14 protein-coding genes are annotated in these 16,915 nt (G+C 38.9%); 13 read left to right on the top strand and 1 reads right to left on the bottom strand.

The features are described 5' to 3' along the window. Window positions 1–38: 38 nt before the first annotated feature. The 11 genes from atpB (at window position 39) to ACSZOX_RS19525 (ending at window position 12,915) form a co-directional block, all read left to right on the top strand. On the top strand, window positions 39–1,133 hold the full coding sequence (gene atpB, locus ACSZOX_RS19575) for a F0F1 ATP synthase subunit A (protein WP_437921880.1): 1,095 nt from the start codon (window positions 39–41) through the stop codon (window positions 1,131–1,133). A 38-nt stretch (window positions 1,134–1,171) separates the two neighbouring features. Continuing rightward, a complete protein-coding gene (gene atpE / locus ACSZOX_RS19570) occupies window positions 1,172–1,360 on the top strand; it encodes an ATP synthase F0 subunit C (protein WP_028070619.1) in 189 nt (62 codons plus the stop codon). A 99-nt stretch (window positions 1,361–1,459) separates the two neighbouring features. Further along, window positions 1,460–1,960: a F0F1 ATP synthase subunit B gene (locus ACSZOX_RS19565; RefSeq protein ID WP_437921879.1), complete on the top strand. Its 501-nt coding sequence runs from the start codon at window positions 1,460–1,462 to the stop codon at window positions 1,958–1,960. Window positions 1,961–1,988: 28 nt separating this feature from the next. Beyond that, window positions 1,989–2,534, top strand: coding sequence for a F0F1 ATP synthase subunit delta (locus tag ACSZOX_RS19560; RefSeq protein WP_437921878.1), 546 nt, complete (start codon window positions 1,989–1,991; stop codon window positions 2,532–2,534). Window positions 2,535–2,587: 53 nt separating this feature from the next. Beyond that, window positions 2,588–4,162, top strand: coding sequence for a F0F1 ATP synthase subunit alpha (gene atpA / locus ACSZOX_RS19555; protein WP_437921877.1), 1,575 nt, complete (start codon window positions 2,588–2,590; stop codon window positions 4,160–4,162). A 79-nt stretch (window positions 4,163–4,241) separates the two neighbouring features. Further along, complete coding sequence (gene atpG / locus ACSZOX_RS19550; protein ID WP_437921876.1) at window positions 4,242–5,126, top strand: ATP synthase F1 subunit gamma; 885 nt, start codon at window positions 4,242–4,244, stop codon at window positions 5,124–5,126. Between the two features lie 290 nt (window positions 5,127–5,416). Further along, window positions 5,417–6,139 (top strand): hypothetical protein, encoded by a 723-nt coding sequence (locus tag ACSZOX_RS19545; protein ID WP_437921875.1) that lies wholly within the window; start codon window positions 5,417–5,419, stop codon window positions 6,137–6,139. Next, window positions 6,126–8,180: a helix-hairpin-helix domain-containing protein gene (locus tag ACSZOX_RS19540; protein ID WP_437921874.1), complete on the top strand. Its 2,055-nt coding sequence runs from the start codon at window positions 6,126–6,128 to the stop codon at window positions 8,178–8,180. The genes ACSZOX_RS19545 and ACSZOX_RS19540 overlap by 14 nt, the downstream gene beginning before the upstream one ends. A gap of 92 nt (window positions 8,181–8,272) precedes the next feature. Continuing rightward, entirely contained in the window at window positions 8,273–10,264 is a 1,992-nt protein-coding gene (locus tag ACSZOX_RS19535; RefSeq protein WP_437921873.1) for a ComEC/Rec2 family competence protein, read from the top strand. Window positions 10,265–10,266: 2 nt separating this feature from the next. Continuing rightward, window positions 10,267–12,168, top strand: coding sequence for a RecQ family ATP-dependent DNA helicase (locus ACSZOX_RS19530; protein WP_437921872.1), 1,902 nt, complete (start codon window positions 10,267–10,269; stop codon window positions 12,166–12,168). A 102-nt stretch (window positions 12,169–12,270) separates the two neighbouring features. After that, entirely contained in the window at window positions 12,271–12,915 is a 645-nt protein-coding gene (locus tag ACSZOX_RS19525) for a sterol desaturase family protein (RefSeq protein WP_437921871.1), read from the top strand. Window positions 12,916–12,939: 24 nt separating this feature from the next. Here the strand turns inward: ACSZOX_RS19525 and ACSZOX_RS19520 are convergent, their stop codons facing one another. Next, window positions 12,940–13,986 carry a 3-oxoacyl-ACP synthase III family protein gene (locus ACSZOX_RS19520; protein WP_437921870.1) on the bottom strand — a complete coding sequence of 349 codons (1,047 nt, stop codon included), beginning with the start codon at window positions 13,984–13,986 and terminating at the stop codon, window positions 12,940–12,942. Window positions 13,987–14,051: 65 nt separating this feature from the next. Here ACSZOX_RS19520 and ACSZOX_RS19515 point away from each other — a divergent pair, with 65 nt between their 5' ends. Both ACSZOX_RS19515 and ACSZOX_RS19510 read left to right on the top strand, forming a co-directional pair. Continuing rightward, the gene (locus ACSZOX_RS19515) at window positions 14,052–14,333 is read left to right on the top strand and encodes an ATP-dependent Clp protease adaptor ClpS (protein WP_437921869.1); all 282 of its coding nucleotides are present in this window, start codon (window positions 14,052–14,054) and stop codon (window positions 14,331–14,333) included. A 79-nt stretch (window positions 14,334–14,412) separates the two neighbouring features. Continuing rightward, entirely contained in the window at window positions 14,413–16,866 is a 2,454-nt protein-coding gene (locus tag ACSZOX_RS19510) for an outer membrane beta-barrel protein (RefSeq protein WP_437921868.1), read from the top strand. The last annotated feature ends 49 nt before the right edge of the window (window positions 16,867–16,915 follow it).

The raw sequence follows: 16,915 nt of genomic DNA, 5'->3' as shown, positions 1-16,915 counted from the left end.
TTGCGCAAAATTTTTTATCATTCAATAGTAAATCGAAAATGGTGAGTCTTAAGAGAGCACTTTTATTTTTTGCAGTAATCTTCTTTGCTGTTGCCCCGTTTACCAGACTTCGTGCTGCTGAAGAAGCACATCACGGAGAGGAACCTAAATCCCAAGCGGAGGAAATCCAGGAATATAGTCAGCATCACTTGCAGGACGATTATTATTTTTCGTTGTTTACCGATAAGAATGCGGGAAAGCATTATGGTTTTCCTCTTCCTGTTATTTTGATTGATAATGGATTTAAGGTTTTCTCTTCTGGAGAATTTCATCATGGCGAGTCTTTGGTTGAAAAAGACGGTCAGTACTACAAATTGTATCACAGTAAGATCTACAAAACGGATGCTGCTGGAACGATTACTTATGATGAACATAATCATCCGTTGAATGAAAAACCGTTAGATTTTTCTATCACAAAGAATGTTGTAGGTTTATTTTTAGCTGCAATATTGTTGTTTTGGGCGTTTTTAAGCTTGGCTAAAACTTATAAAAAAGGACCTAATGCACTCCCTAAAGGTTTAGGACGTGTTTTAGAACCTTTGGTTTTGTATGTTCGCGATGAAATGGCTCTTCCTAATATTGGCCACCGCTACAGAGAATTCATGCCTTATCTGTTGTCGGTTTTCTTCTTAATATTTGTTCTTAACTTGTTAGGATTAACACCGCTTGGTTTCAATGTTACCGGAAACATCACGGTTACATTGTGTTTGGCTTTATTCACATTTGTAATTACCAACGTGAAGGGAAATAAAGACTATTGGAAACATATTTTCTGGATGCCAGGAGTTCCGGTTCCTTTTAAATTTGTTTTGGCACCAATTGAAGTGTTGGGAATGTTTACCAAGCCGTTCTCGCTGATGTTGCGTCTATTTGCTAACATTACTGCAGGTCACTCTGTTGTTATGGGGCTTATCGCAATTGTATACTTATTTCAACAACAATTAACGATTCCAGGTAGTATCGGTGTTTCAATGTTATTGACATTGATTTTGACATTCTTAGAATTGTTGGTAGCATTTTTACAGGCGTTTATCTTTACCATGTTGTCATCCCTGTTTATTGGTATGGCGGTAGAGGAACACGCGCATCATTAATCGAATTTTTTGTTAAATTTTTATAAATTCTTATTACTATGTACAATTTAATTGGAGCAGGTTTAATCGTAATCGGTGCAGGTTTAGGTTTAGGTAAAATCGGTGGTTCAGCAATGGAAGCTATCGCACGTCAGCCTGAAGCAGCATCTAAAATTCAAACTGCGATGATCATCATTGGAGCCCTAGTAGAAGGTTTAGCATTCGGTGCTTTAATCTTAGGTAAATAATCCAATGTAAGGTACAAAAGCACCTTTACAACGGTTGGTTGTAGAAGGTGCTTTTTTAAAGAACAAAAAATAAAAATAATATTATAGACTATATATACAATGGATGCACTAATTAATCAGTTTTCGTATGGTTTGTTCTTTTGGCAACTTATCATCTTGTTGATTGTAATCATTATCTTAGGTAAGTTTGCTTGGAAGCCGATTGTGAATGCTTTGGAAGAACGCGAAAAGGGAATCTCTGATGCTTTGGCTTCTGCAGAGAAAGCAAAATTAGAGATGGCTCGTTTAACAAACGAAAATGAGCAATTGTTAAAAGAAGCACGTGCTGAACGCGATGAGATTTTAAAAGAAGCGAAAGCGTTGAAAGATAAAATCGTTGCGGAGGCGAAGCATGAAGCGCAAGAGTCTAGTCAGAAAATCATAGCGCAAGCTAAACAAGAGATTGAAGATCAGAAGAATAAAGCATTGGCTGAAGTGAAAAATCAAGTTTCTTCCTTATCTTTGGACATCGCTCGCAAAGTATTAACGAAAGAATTTGAAGACCAAGAAAAACAAGATGCACTTGTTGCGGACTTGTTGAAAGATGTAAAATTAAAATAATTACTTGGTCAAAATTTAAATTTAATATATGTCAATTTTTACAGTTGCATCCAGATACGCAAAATCACTTCTTGAGCTTTCGCAAGAGCAAGGTAACTTAGATGTTATTAAAACTGATATTGAACAACTTCTTGCTGTAATAAAGGGTAATACAGAATTACAGACAGTTCTTAAAAACCCGATTGTAAGTACGGATAAGAAGTTAGGCATTCTGACAGCTCTTTTCGAAGGAAAGATAAACCCGCTTATTCTTTCTTTCTTCACTATCTTAGTGAAAAAAGGACGTGCTGATATCCTGGCTGACATTGCACAGGAATTTATTCGTGAATACAACGAAGTTAAAGGCATCGTGAAAGCTACAGTGGTATCCGCATCTGCATTATCAGAAGCAAACCTAAATGAGCTTGCTTCTACTATTGCTAATGAAATCAATGCGCAAGTTGTTTTGACGAATACTGTAGATTCTTCATTAATTGGCGGATTCGTTGTTCGCGTGGGAGATCGACAAATCGATACAAGCATTGCAGGTAAATTGCATAAATTGGAAAAGTATTTTGTACGTCAAGGTGTTTAGTGCCTTGATTTTTGGATGTTAAATAAAATCAAAAACCCCTTATAATAATAACAATGATAGAGGTAAGACCAGATGAAGTTTCGGCAATTCTAAGAGAGCAATTGTCGGGCTTTAAATCAGAAGCCGAACTCGAGGAAGTTGGTACCGTACTAACTGTTGGTGACGGTATTGCTCGTATTTACGGCTTAACTAAAGTTCAGTCCGGTGAGTTGGTTGAATTTGATAATGGATTAGAAGGTATCGTTCTAAACTTAGAAGAAGACAACGCAGGTGTTGTACTTTTAGGTCCTTCTGACGAGATTAAAGAAGGTGATACAGTAAAACGTACAAAACGTATTGCATCTATTAAAGTAGGTGAAGGTATGTTAGGACGTGTTGTAAACACTTTGGGTCAGCCTATCGATGGTAAAGGGCCGATTGTTGGAGAAACATACGAAATGCCTATTGAGCGTAAAGCGCCGGGTGTTATTTACCGTCAGCCTGTAACTGAGCCATTACAAACAGGCATCAAAGCGATTGATGCGATGATTCCAGTTGGTCGTGGACAGCGTGAGCTTGTAATTGGTGACCGTCAGACAGGTAAAACTGCGGTATGTATCGATACAATTTTAAATCAAAAAGAGTTTTATGATGCAGGGCAACCTGTATTTTGTATATATGTTGCAGTAGGTCAAAAGAATTCTACAGTAGCAAATATTGTACGTGTTCTTGAAGAAAAAGGTGCATTAGCTTATACTGTTGTTGTTGCAGCTTCTGCGGCAGACCCTGCTCCATTGCAGTTTTACGCGCCAATGTCAGGTGCAGCTATCGGTGAATTCTTCCGTGATACAGGCCGTCCAGCGTTAATTGTTTATGATGACTTATCAAAACAAGCTGTGGCTTACCGTGAAGTTTCTCTTTTATTGCGTCGTCCTCCAGGACGTGAAGCATATCCAGGAGACGTTTTCTATTTGCACTCTCGTTTATTAGAAAGAGCGGCGAAAATCAACTCCTCTGATGAGATTGCGCGTAACATGAATGATTTGCCAGAATCGATCAAGCACTTGGTGAAAGGTGGAGGTTCGTTAACTGCACTTCCGATCATCGAGACACAAGCTGGTGACGTTTCTGCTTATATTCCTACAAACGTGATTTCAATCACTGATGGTCAGATCTTCTTGGAATCTAATTTGTTTAATGCAGGTATCCGTCCAGCGATCAACGTAGGTATTTCCGTATCTCGTGTTGGTGGTAATGCACAGATCAAGTCGATGAAGAAAGTTTCTGGTACTTTGAAGCTAGATCAAGCCCAATTCCGCGAGCTAGAGGCTTTTGCGAAATTCGGTTCTGACCTTGATGCTGCTACAAAAGCGGTATTGGACAAAGGTATCCGTAATGTGGAAATCTTAAAGCAAGGCCAGTATTCTCCAGTATCTGTAGAAAAACAAGTTGCGATTATCTATGCTGGTACAAAAGGATTGTTCCGTTCCGTTCCAGTAAAGAGCGTTCGTCAATTTGAGGAGGAATATTTAACGCAATTAGAACAACGTCACCCCGAAGTTTTGTCGGCGCTTAAAGCGGGTAAGTTTAGTGACGAATTAACGGATGTGTTAGAGAAAGTAGCTAAAGAATTAGCAGCGAAATATTAATAAGATAGGGGTATAGAGTATTGAGTATAGAGCTTTATACTCAATACACACTACTCGATACTCAAATCTATACTAGTGTATGGCAAATTTAAAAGAAGTAAGAAACCGGATTAGCTCGGTAACATCGACGCAACAAATCACAAAAGCCATGAAAATGGTTGCTGCAGCGAAGTTGAAGCGTGCGACAAATGCTATTGTACAATTACGTCCTTATGCCGATAAGCTAAGAGATATTTTAGCGCAAGTTTCTGCTTCCGTTGAGGGAAATGATTCTCCCTATACACAGGATAAAGTACCTACAAAGGTATTAGTTATTGTGTTAACCTCTAATAGAGGGTTGGCTGGAGCATTTAACGCAAATGCGATTAAAGCAACAAATAACCTTATTTTTAGCAAATATGCGGAGCAACATGCTCGTGGGAATTTGAGCATTATTGCAATCGGTAAACGTGGTCATGACTTCTTTCAAAAACGTGGTTTTAATGTATTAGGAAACTACAATGATTTATATAGTGACCTTAACTTTTTAAATGTATCCCGTGTTACGGAATATGTTATGGAAGAGTTTAAGGCAGGTAATATTGATCGTGTTGAAGTTGTATACAATCAGTTCCGTAATGCTGCCGTTCAAATTCTGACAGCAGAGCAACTTCTTCCTTTACTTCCTCAAGAAAAGGAAGAGAATGTAAAGACAACAGAGGTTGATTATATTATAGAGCCTTCTAAAGAAAAGATTATCGAAGAGTTGATTCCAAAAGCTATCAAAACGCAATTATTTAAGGCGGTTTTAGATTCTAATGCTTCTGAGCATGGAGCGCGTATGACTGCGATGGATAAAGCAACAGATAATGCTGGTGATCTATTAAAATCCCTGAAATTGTCTTACAACCAAGCACGTCAGGCTGCGATTACAACTGAATTAACTGAAATTGTATCCGGTGCGGCTGCATTGTCTAATGGATAAATTTAGCATTTACATCATAAAAAAAGGGGATCACACGATCCCCTTTTTTTATGATGTAAGATAGGGTCTATTATCGCTATAGATACTTTACTTACCGGTGTAGACGTTTTTTCTGACGTTTTGTTATCTTCTTCTTGCTCAAATATTTTTTGAGTTTCTTCTTTTTATTCTGAAATCTTCTTATCTTTCATTATCAATTATAATGAATTATGATAATCCGGGTGTTATTATTAACCATAATATCCCTTCGATTATCCGCTCAAGTTTTTTCACCCTCTCCCTTTTTAGGTATGGGAAAAGCTGCCATTGCGCAGGAGGGAATTTATGCTTTGCAGGATAATCCCGCGGGGATAAGTAGGTTGCCCAAGCCAGTTGTTGCGGCAGCCTATCAACAGCATTTTGGAAATGTAGATCTTGCTACACAAGCATTCTATCTAGCAACTCCTTTATTCAATTCTACTGTATTGGGCTTAAACCTAAGCAACTATGGCTTGTTCGGTGTGTCGAGCTTGCTGCGGGGAGCGGGATCTTTTACGCGCGCCTTTGGAACGCATTTAAGGGCATCTGTAACTGCCAATTACCACCAATATATGTTAGAGGGAAATTATAGTCAACGACGATTTTCTGCAGACTTGGGTATCCAATATTGGTTGGATGAAAATACGTGCTTTGGTTTATCCGCTAAGAATATTGGAAGAGCTACATTTTCTACGGTTGTAGATCAACGTATTTCCCGAAATTTAGGTTTGGGCGCCTTTATACGACTATCGAGCGAATTGGAACTTGCAGCAGACGCTTTGTTGGATGAATTTTCTCAACAGGTTTATCGCGCTGGCCTAGCCTATTATTTTGATAAACGATTCGTTATTCGGGGAGGAGCGGTAACTCAGCCTTTAACTTATACAGCGGGCTGTGGTTTTAGAAAGTCAAATTGGCAGATTGATTTTGCATCTTCCTTTCACTCAAAATTGGGTTCTTCCCCACAGATCGCACTCGCTTATGTATTTCAATAAATTCTATTTCATTTTATGTCTCCAACTCGTTGGAAATATTTTCTTTGTTGTCTGTCAGGAAACGGAAATTCAAGCTTGGGAGGAACAGTTGATCGAAGAAATCGTTGCTAATCTAGAACAGGAAGTTGACGTTAGTGAGTGGACGGAGCGGTTACGTTATTACGTTAAACATCCGATGGATCTCAATACTGTAAACAGCGATAAATTGGCTGATCTCTTGTTTCTTTCTCCGTTGCAGATCACGAATTTATTAGCGCATCGGTCAGTTTCTGGAAGATTTTATTCTGTTCTTGAGTTGCAAAGTATAGATGGTTTTGATAAACAAACTATAGACAAGTTGCTCCCTTTTGTTGTGATAGCGCCAGGATCATATGTAGAATCAATGCAATGGAAAGATATTTGGGAGAAGGCAGATCACAGTGTAATGTTCCGCTATGGGAAAGTTCTGGAGAAACAAAAAGGATACGGTATTACAGATACGACACGTTCTCGGTATTTAGGTGATGCAAATCGGTATATGTTCCGCTACCGATTGAATTTTAGTCAAAATATCCAATTTGCACTCAATATGGAGAAAGATGCCGGTGAACCATTTTTCTCGAACAAACAACAGTTGGGATTTGATCATTATGGGATGAGTTTGTTTGTTAAAGGACATGGTGTTATTAAACATTTCGTTTTAGGAGATTATAGTATACAGGCAGGTCAAGGCTTGGTCATGTGGAATGGTTTAAGCTTCGGGAAAGGAGCGATGATTACTAGTGGGGTAAGACAGGGGACGGGTTTAAGAAGTTACACTTCGATGAACGAACACAGTTACTTGCGCGGAACTGCTGTTACATTATCTTACCGGGGGATAGAGGTCACACCGTTTATTTCTATGCGTCGTTTGTCTGGATCCATTACATCGGAGCAAGAAGGACATTTCATTACATCAATTTCTAGCTCGGGCTTACATCGTACCCCTACAGAATTAGCAAATCGACATACTATCAAACAATTTACCTCTGGCTTAACACTGTTGTATCACAAAAAACGTTTGCAATTGGGAGCCGTTGGTGTTTACTCAGCCTATAATGGAACGATCTTGTCAGGTACAGCACTTCGTAACCTCTATGATTTTGAAGGGGACCAAACAGCAAATGCAGCAGTCAACTATCAGTTTACATTTCGTAATGCTTATTTATTTGGTGAAACTGCCTTTCATGCAAATGGAGGTTGGGCAACGATAAATGGAGGTATGCTTAGTCTTCACCCCAATGTATCTGCATTTGTGAACTATAGAAATTATAGTAAAAGCTTTTATACAACCTTTGGACAAGCTCTTGGCGAGGGAAGTGCTGTCGCGAATGAAAAAGGTATTTATGCAGGAGCTGCTTATATTTTGGGGCGAAAAATAGAGTGGGTAAGTTATCTTGATGTATTTGAGTTTCCTTGGCTGCGTTATCGCGTGTCAGCACCAAGTGTTGGAATGGACTTTTTATCGCAATTTACTTACAAATGGTATCGAAAAGGCCGTTTGAGCATACGGTATCGACATCGTCTGAAAGAAGAAGATAGTAGTGAATCATTAACTTCAGAAAATATCGTAGAAGAGGTTTTAAAAAGACAACTACGACTAGAGTTTCACTATAAACTATCGAAGATTTGGGAAATTCGTTCTCGCTTAGAAGGGATAAACTATAGAAAGGCGACCCGTAGAGAGCGTGGAGGATTGTTCTATCAGGATGTTTTTTTTCGTTCTGTTTCGCATCCTATAAGTGCCAATTTTCGTGTAGCTATTTTTAATACAGATTCTTATGAGTCACGTTTATACGCTTATGAAAACGACGTTTTATATGCAGGTGCCTTTCCGTTATATAGTGGTAAAGGATGGAGATCTTATATAAACGTTCGTTACAGCGTGACCAAGAGTTTTGATTTTTGGATGCGCTATAGCCATAGCAATTATTTTGGTGTTGAATCTGTTGGTTCGGGATTGGATGAAAGCACAGGGAATAAGAGAAGTGATATCAAATTACAATGTAGGTATCGATGGTAGAGATTCAGCTATTTCAATACCTGAGAAAAATTCCGTTTCTGAGAGTTTTCATATTTCTGGCCTTAGGCATTAGCTTGGGATATATAATACCGTTGACGACATTTTTATATTATTTTTGCGGGCTTATTGTCCTACTGGCCGTCTGTTCATCCATCGTATTGACCTTGTTTTACAAACGTCTATTTAAATGCTTGTTTCCTTGGCTATTTTCTGTTGCACTCTTTTTATTGGGAATTGTTGTTATAAAACAGCAGCAACCGCACCAGCAATTGACGTATTTTAAGAATCAAGATGCGGATACTCTCATCGGTGTCATTGTGGAAGAACCTGTGTATAAGGAAAAAAATGTTCGATTTGTCGTGCGCGTTGAGGGTTGTCTAAAACATAACATCTCCATTCCAGCAACGGGAAATGTTATGTTGAGCGTAAAGTCTGATCAAACGGATCATAGGTTGTTTAGTTACGGTGATAAATTGTTGTTTGCCAATCGTGTTGCTGAAGTTTCGAAGTCTTATAACCCGTTACAATTCGATTACAGAGAGTACTTGAAGCGAAAGAATATTGATCATCAGGCGTACTTGACAATGGGTCAATTGACTAAGATTGATAGTAATAAAGCTTCTGTTATCCGAAAGTATACCCTTAATTTGCGGATGGCGATGCTCAAGAAATTTCAACATGTCATATCAGACCAACGTGCTTTAGATATTTGTGCCGCATTGGTATTTGGTTATCGGACGAATTTCGACGAGACAACGCTCGCGGCATTTACAAATACCGGGACTGTACATATCTTAAGTGTATCGGGATTGCACGTAGGAATCGTTTTCTATATCTTGAATTTTTTGCTGCGACCAGTTGATCGAATCAAGTTTGGGCAGCATATCCGGTTGTCTGCCATCTTGATATTAATTTGGATGTACGTGCTGCTTACCGGATGCGCCCCTTCTATTTTGCGTGCGGGTGTCATGATAACTTTTCTGCTATTCGCCAATTGGGGAAGGCGCAAGTCCGAAAATGTAAATACGCTGTTTGCATCAGCAAGTATTTTACTTATTCTTGATCCATTTCTGTTGTTTGACGTCGGTTTTCAGCTTTCTTATCTAGCTGTATTGGGATTATTTGTTTTTCATCCATTGTTGCTAAAGTGCTTCCCCACAAAAAGAAAGTTCGTGAAGCCGATATCGGAGCTCTTGTCCGTTTCCTGTAGTGCACAGCTGTTCACTAGTCCATTGGCGATTTTTTATTTTCATCAGTTTCCCACTTATTTTCTAATAGCAAACTTATTTATCACGATTCCCTCTACGTTACTTATGTATGTTGGGCTATTATTGATGTTGTCTCCATGGAACTTTCTAAATATTTTTCTGGGAAGAGGCTTAGTCTTTTTGTCACATGTTACACTAGAGGGGTTGGAGTGGATTCAAAAGATGCCTGCTTCCGTTTTATCTGGTCTTCAACTTTCGTCCTTTGAACTGATAGTTTGTTTTTTACTTATTTTCTTTTTGACGATATCCTGGTATAGTGCCCTGAAGAAGTTTCTCTGGATAGTTGTCTCTTTAGGTATGATATTAGTAGGGGGGCTTGCTGTAAAATCTATAGCTTATAGCGGCTTTCAGGGAATTAAAGTTTACAATATGAAGCATCAGCTGGCAATTGCAGTCATTGACCGAGGAGTCGTATGTTTGTTCTCTAATTTGGATTCTCTAGATCATCCCTTATTGAAAAATGCCGTTTTGTTGGATTTAAGCTGTTACACCGATATCCATGGAATAAAATTCGAATGTCTTTTCTTTGCAGAGGGGAAGGAAATATTGTTGGAAACTGCTTTTGGGAGGCTGGCGATAATTGAAGGGGAGCGATCTGTTCCGTTGCCCACAAATTGCCAATGGATTTTATGGCGCAATGCTGGAAAGGATAATCTGCTTAATTTTGAGGAGAGCAGCTCTTCTGCAAATTTTATTTGGGATGGGGTTGATAGAGAAACAGTTTTCTCTGAAAGGCAGAATAAATTCCATGTATTGGGAAAAACGCATTATGTATTGAAGAATAATTTTGCTTATGTTTGGCAGAAGGAAGATTGAGCATGGAAAATAAGAGCTTAACCTTATTGAAACAGTATTGGGGCTATGACTCATTCCGGCCTCTCCAACAGGAAATCATCGATTCCATCTTATTGGGCCGTGATACGTTGGCTTTGTTGCCTACTGGTGGTGGTAAATCCGTTTGCTTTCAGGTTCCTGCTTTACAGCTTGCAGGAATCTGCATCGTGATAACACCATTGGTGGCTCTGATGAAAGACCAAGTTGAGGGGCTTCGGAAAAAGGGCATAGATGCAGTAGCTATTTTTTCGGGAATGTCTCGTCGAGAGGTCGATATAGCGCTTGATAACTGTATTTTTGGACGGATTAAATTTCTGTATTTAGCTCCAGAGCGTCTGTATAGTGAAGTGGTGCGGGAACGTATCCGATACATGAAAGTCAATCTTTTTGCCATTGATGAGGCACATTGTATTTCGCAATGGGGATATGATTTTCGTCCTCCTTATTTGGAACTCGCGAAACTAAGGGAAATTCATCCCGCAGTACCCTTTTTAGCGCTTACAGCGACAGCGACACCAGCGGTCGTTGAAGATATTCAGAACAAGTTAGGTTTTGTTGGTAAAGAAGTTTACCAGAAGAGCTTCCGAAGGAGTAATCTCGCTTATATGGTTCTTCAGGAGGAGGATAAAATGGGCCGTATGTTACGAATGATTCATAAGTTAGGTGGTTCAGGGGTAATCTACGTTCGTAATCGACGAGAAACCCAAGAGATTGCACAATATCTTATCAATCATGGTATTTCAGCAGATTTTTATCACGCAGGACTTGATGCGCCGACAAGATCTAACAAGCAAGATTTGTGGATGAGCAATAAAGTTCGGGTTATAGTTGCTACGAACGCCTTTGGTATGGGAATAGATAAACCTGACGTGCGTTTTGTGCTCCATTTGGAACCTCCAGATTCTCTTGAAGCCTATTACCAAGAAGCTGGAAGAGCAGGCCGAGACGGAAAAAAAGCGTTTCCGGTACTCATGTTTCAACAAACAGATAGGGACAAACTTTGGGAGAATTATGAGGTAAGTTTTCCTCCAATAACCTTTGTACAACAAGTCTATCACCATTTGGGTAATTTTTTTCAAATAGCCTATGGAGCCGGAAAGGGCTTGTTTTTCGATTTTGATGTTGTTGCATTTTGTAAACGTTACCGTATTGATATACTACCTACATTAAATGCTTTGAAATTTTTAGAGCGAGATGGATGGATTGCGTTGTCTGAGGCGGTGTTTATTCCGTCAAGATTTAAGTTTGAAATAGATTATCAAGAGCTGTATAAATTCCAAATCCAATCTGCCAAATACGATCCATTAATTAAGTTTATTCTTCGCATGTATGGAGGAGTGTTTGATTACTATGTTCCCTTGAATGAATATGATTTCGCGAAGCAGCTAAAAACTTCTTACAGTACGATTGTAGAAATGCTGAACGGACTTCAGAAGCAACAGATCGCCTCTTATTTACCGAAAACAGATGCACCTCAACTTGAGTTTTTACAGCCCAGGGTTGACTATAAAAATTTATTCATTGATATCGCTTTTATTCAAGAACGAAAACGTATCAAAGAGAAACAGATTAAAGCGATCTACGCTTATTTAGACGAAAAACGATGCCGAAGTATTGCCCTTCAAGCGTATTTCGGAGAATTGGATGATACCTTATGCGGGGAATGCGATCTCTGCTTAACACGAAAACACAAGGCCGACATTGTAAGAAAGCTAAAAGAAGAGATTAAAACGCTGCTTTTGGAAAAGGAGATAGGGGTAAAGCAATTGGTCGATTTATTGCAGATTGGAAATGACGAGCAAAAGCTCTATGTTATTCGCTTACTGCTAGATGATAACTCGATTATTTTAGAAAAGGGTATGTACCGATGGAATACCACTTTCTAATGTGGATTTATTTGACAAAAAAATGAAAAAGTTCAAAAAGTAAAGTTTTGATAAGATTTCGATACTTGCTAATTTTGCATTTTAGTTAAAATCGTTCTTGTCATGGCAAAAAAATTATATGTGTCCAACTCCACAGGTTCCTCCCGAATGTTTAAAAGTAACTTCTTGGAGTCGTTAACAAAAATACATTATAGTGTTCCTTTGATTTTTTGGATTCCTGTCATTTGTTACTTTATTTATAAATCTTACAGTGTAGGAGAGATGTCTATTGGTACTATCAGCTTCTATTTTTTTGCAGGTCTTGCGTTTTGGACTCTGGCTGAGTATGTACTGCATCGGTGGGTTTTTCATTTTCATCCTACTTCTTCGTGGGGAAAACGCATTCACTTCATTTTTCATGGCGTTCATCATGACTATCCGAAGGATCGCTTGCGACTGGTTATGCCCTTGTCTGCGAGTATTCCTATGGCCGCTATTATTTATTTCATTTTCAGTATATTCTTCGGTGAATTTACATTGGCCAGCTTCTTTTCTGGGTTCTTGTTTGGTTATTTGATCTATGATGAATGTCATTACGCTATGCACCATGCGAATTTTAAATCGGGTTGGTTCAAAAAGATAAAAGACCATCATATGTTACACCATTATGCTGATCCTGAACGAGGTTTTGGTGTAAGCTCGGCGCTATGGGATAAGATTTTTAATTCCGGGTTTAAGAAGAAACAGGAGGAGAATTCTAAAAAGTAAAAAAGAGGACTTGTCCTCTTTTTTTTACCATCGTATTAAAGCAGATCCCCAGGTAAAACCTGCACCAAAAGCGGCAAGGCAAACCAAGTCTCCCTCCTTAATTTTTCCTTGTTCCCAAGCTTCGCAAAGTGCTATTGGAACCGAAGCGGCAGTTGTGTTCCCATATTTTTGTATGTTATTAAAAACTTGTTCATCTTTCAGTCCCAACGTTTTTTGTATAAATTGGGAAATTCGAAGATTGGCTTGGTGTGGAACCAACAAATCGATATCCTTTGCCGCTAATCCGTTTTTAATTAAAGCCTCTTGGATTACTTCAGGAAACTTGACAACGGCTTTCTTGAATACGGCCTGACCATCCATATAAGGGAAGGCTGTACCATTTTCCAACATGTCGGTGGTCATGAGCATCCCGCCCAATTCTTGTTCAGGCCAATCAGGCTTTTCTTCGAGCCACAGACCTCCAGAGGCCCCTGGATAATACATAGCTAATTTCTCAGCATCTGCTCCGTCTGCGTGAAGGTGTGTGCTGAGAATTCCTTTTCCAGGTTCGGTGGTAGGCTGTAGAACAACAGCTCCGGCACCATCACCAAAAATAACGGAGACAGCTCTTCCTCGTGTTGAGTAGTCTAGTGCAAAGGAGTGCTTTTCTGATCCTACAACCAAAATGTTTTTATACATGCCGGTCTTGATAAATTGATCCGCCACAGCGAGCGCATACACAAAACCTGAACATTGATTTCTGATGTCCAATGCGCCTACTTCTTTCATATTCATTTCACGTTGCAACAGTACCCCGCAACCAGGGAAGTAATAATCCGGAGATAAGGTTGCAAATATGACAAAGTCAATGTCTTCAGGAGTTGTATTAGCTCGTTGAATTGCTATTTTGGCAGCTTCGATGCCCATCGTTGTTGTCGTTTCGCCAATACGATCTGCATAGCGTCGTTCTTTGATTCCCGTGCGCTCTTGGATCCATTCATCGCTTGTATCCATAAATCGCGTTAAATCATTATTGGTGTATACATTTTTAGGCACATAATAGCCAATCCCTGCGATCTTCGACTGAAACATAAGTTGTATCGTTTTGATTAGACGGTAAAATTACGTAATTTTTAAAAAATAACTATTTTTGTATTATGAGTGTACAAACCGAACAAGAAACCTTTACGCTTGACGAAATTTTAGCGGTTGTTAAAACTTCCAACCGTTTAATTCTGTGGAATGATGAAACAAATACATTTGATCATGTGATTAATTGCTTAATGAAACATTTACAGTATTCTGAATCGCAGGCAGAACAGATCGCTTGGAAGGTTCATAACGAGGGTAAATGTGCAATTCTGGAGGGATCCTTTACGGAAATGGAGGTCTATAGAAAGATCTTGAAATCGGAAGGGTTAACCGTCTCTGTAGAATAAATATACATCGTAATAATACGGTTACGATAGAACTATAGCAGGTTTTATTTTGTTGTTTTGTGAAAATGTTTGTTTTCACATGATATCAACTAAAAACTATAAGCTTTTACTTTTTTATATTATTTTCCCTTCTTTTATTTTTGCCCAAAAGGGAAAAATAGAAGCTCTTGTAATAGATGCGGAAACCAATGAACCCATTATTGGTGCTAGTGCTTCCTTGTTAAAACAAATTGATAAAAGCTATGTGCTTGGGGCTCAAAGTGACCTCAACGGACAATTGGTTTTTAATCAAGTGGAGTTTGGTTCTTATGCGTTAAGAATCACTTATGTAGGAAAACAGGATATTATTCGTGAAAATATTCTGGTTAATTCCACAGATCCTACTAGCCTAGGTAAAATTCTGTTGACAGACGACGGTAAAGTTATTCAAGAAGTTGTCGTTGAGGCACGCGTACCTGAATTAAAGTTGGGCATAGATCGAAAAGTATTTGATGTTTCGCAGAGTTTAGTGAGTGTTGGTGGTTCAGCAACAGATCTTTTACAAAATGTTCCTACATTACAAGTGGACATGGATGGAGCAGTGTCCCTTAGAGGGTCGAGTAGTGTGAAAATATTGATTGACGGTAGAGAATCTGCTATGGCTGGAAGCGATATCAATGCGTTATTGCAATCTTTGCCTGCCAATGCCATTGATAAAGTGGAGCTAATAACAAACCCTTCTTCAAAATACGACGCTGAAGGACAGTCCGGTATCATTAATATCGTTTTAAAGAAAAATGTAAGTACCGGTCTCAACGGTACAGTCACGGCATCTGGTGGATCCTATAATAACTACATGGCAGGTGTGACGCTAAATTACAGAGATAAAAAGTTTAATTATTACGGAAGCTACAATTTCAATAGAAGAAATAACGTGGGATCTGGATTAAGAAATAACCTATACCTAAACAATAACAGTCAAATTAATAATACGGAAGAGACTTCAAGAAGGGGGATCAATAATACATTCAAGCTCGGAGCTGATTACTACATCAATGAGAAGACTACCGTAGGTGTGTCCAGTAATTTAAGTGTTCGGGACAACGATAGAGATGCTGATTTGATCTATCAATATTATAATCATCCTAGTCTATCTGGAACAAGTACGCGATTGTCTCGTCAGAACGAAGGGGATTTAGGATATGATATCAATGTTGATTTTTTACGGAAACTAAAAAGGGAAGGGGAAGAGTTGACCGCAAACTTCAACTACGGGAGAGACACGGAAGATGGAACGAATAGTTTCACCCAGACCTATAGTTCAGGAATGCCAACGGACGGTCGTATTAATAATACAAGCGAAGATGGGAAGATGATGAATATTCAGCTCGATTACATTTTGCCATTGGGAGAGGATCGTAAGTTTGAAGCAGGCTATCGTAGCATTATCCGTAAGTCGTTTGATACGCAGTTTTCGGATACGCTAAATACAGTGGATAATAGCTACTATCCCGATTATTCTATTAGCAACGATTTTGACATGACGAATGCTGTACACGCCTTATATGTAAATTATCAGGATCGTTTGTCAAAGAAAATCGGTTATCAGATTGGTTTACGTGCAGAACAGGTCGATCTTAGCACCACATATTTTAGTAAAGATCCTGATTTGTCTGCCGATGAGTTGGAAACCAATGGGAAGCAAAATTACTTTCGCCTTTATCCAACGGTGTTCTTAACTTATGATGTAAATGATGCTGGTGATAAGATTCAATTGAGTTATTCACGTCGGGTTCAGCGTCCAAAAGGATGGCAAGTTAACCCATTTCCGGACGTGTCAGATGAAATGAATAGAAGACAAGGGAATCCCAGTTTATTGCCTGAAGATATACACTCCTTTGAAGCTAGTTTTGCCAAGTTCTATAGTAAATGGAATTTTATTTCATCTGCATACTATAGACGGATGAATGATGTGATGCAACCTTACATTTATGAGGTAGATAATAATAGCGTTACCTACAGTAAGTGGGAGAATTTAACCAGTTCTAATGTAGCGGGATTAGAACTGATTACAAAAGTTAACCTCACGAATTGGTGGGATGCGACTTGGAATGGTAATCTATTCTACAATAAAATTGAAGGAAATGATGCTTTTGATATTCAAGAGCAGGAAGGTGTGAATTGGAATACCAATTTGAATACAAATGTGAAGTTCGCTAAAAGTTGGGCGATGCAGGTACGCGGAGATTATGCGGCACCACGGGTTATGGCTCAGGGGAAGATGAAGTATATGGCGGGAGTTGATGTTGCTGTCAAGAAAGAATTTATGAACAAACGTGCAAATTTGTCGCTGAATGTCCGCGATTTATTTAATACGCGTCGTTTTGGTGCAACAACGGTAACGCCGCAGATTAATTCGGAGTTCGAACATCGTTGGATGAAACGTATGGTAACGCTTTCATTTTCTTATCGTTTCGGTATTCAAGATCTTACGAAGAAGCGGGATAAAAATGAAGGCGAAGGAATGGGCGAAGATATGGGAGGCGGATATTAAAAGTGCATAATTTTTATTACCTTTAGTTGACAACTAAACTTATGTGTAT

This window comes from Sphingobacterium sp. LRF_L2 (assembly GCF_965644235.1).
Classification (GTDB): Bacteria; Bacteroidota; Bacteroidia; order Sphingobacteriales; family Sphingobacteriaceae; genus Sphingobacterium.
The sequence above is the reverse complement of the archived record's forward strand: the minus strand, read 5'-3'. Positions and strand labels throughout refer to the sequence as shown.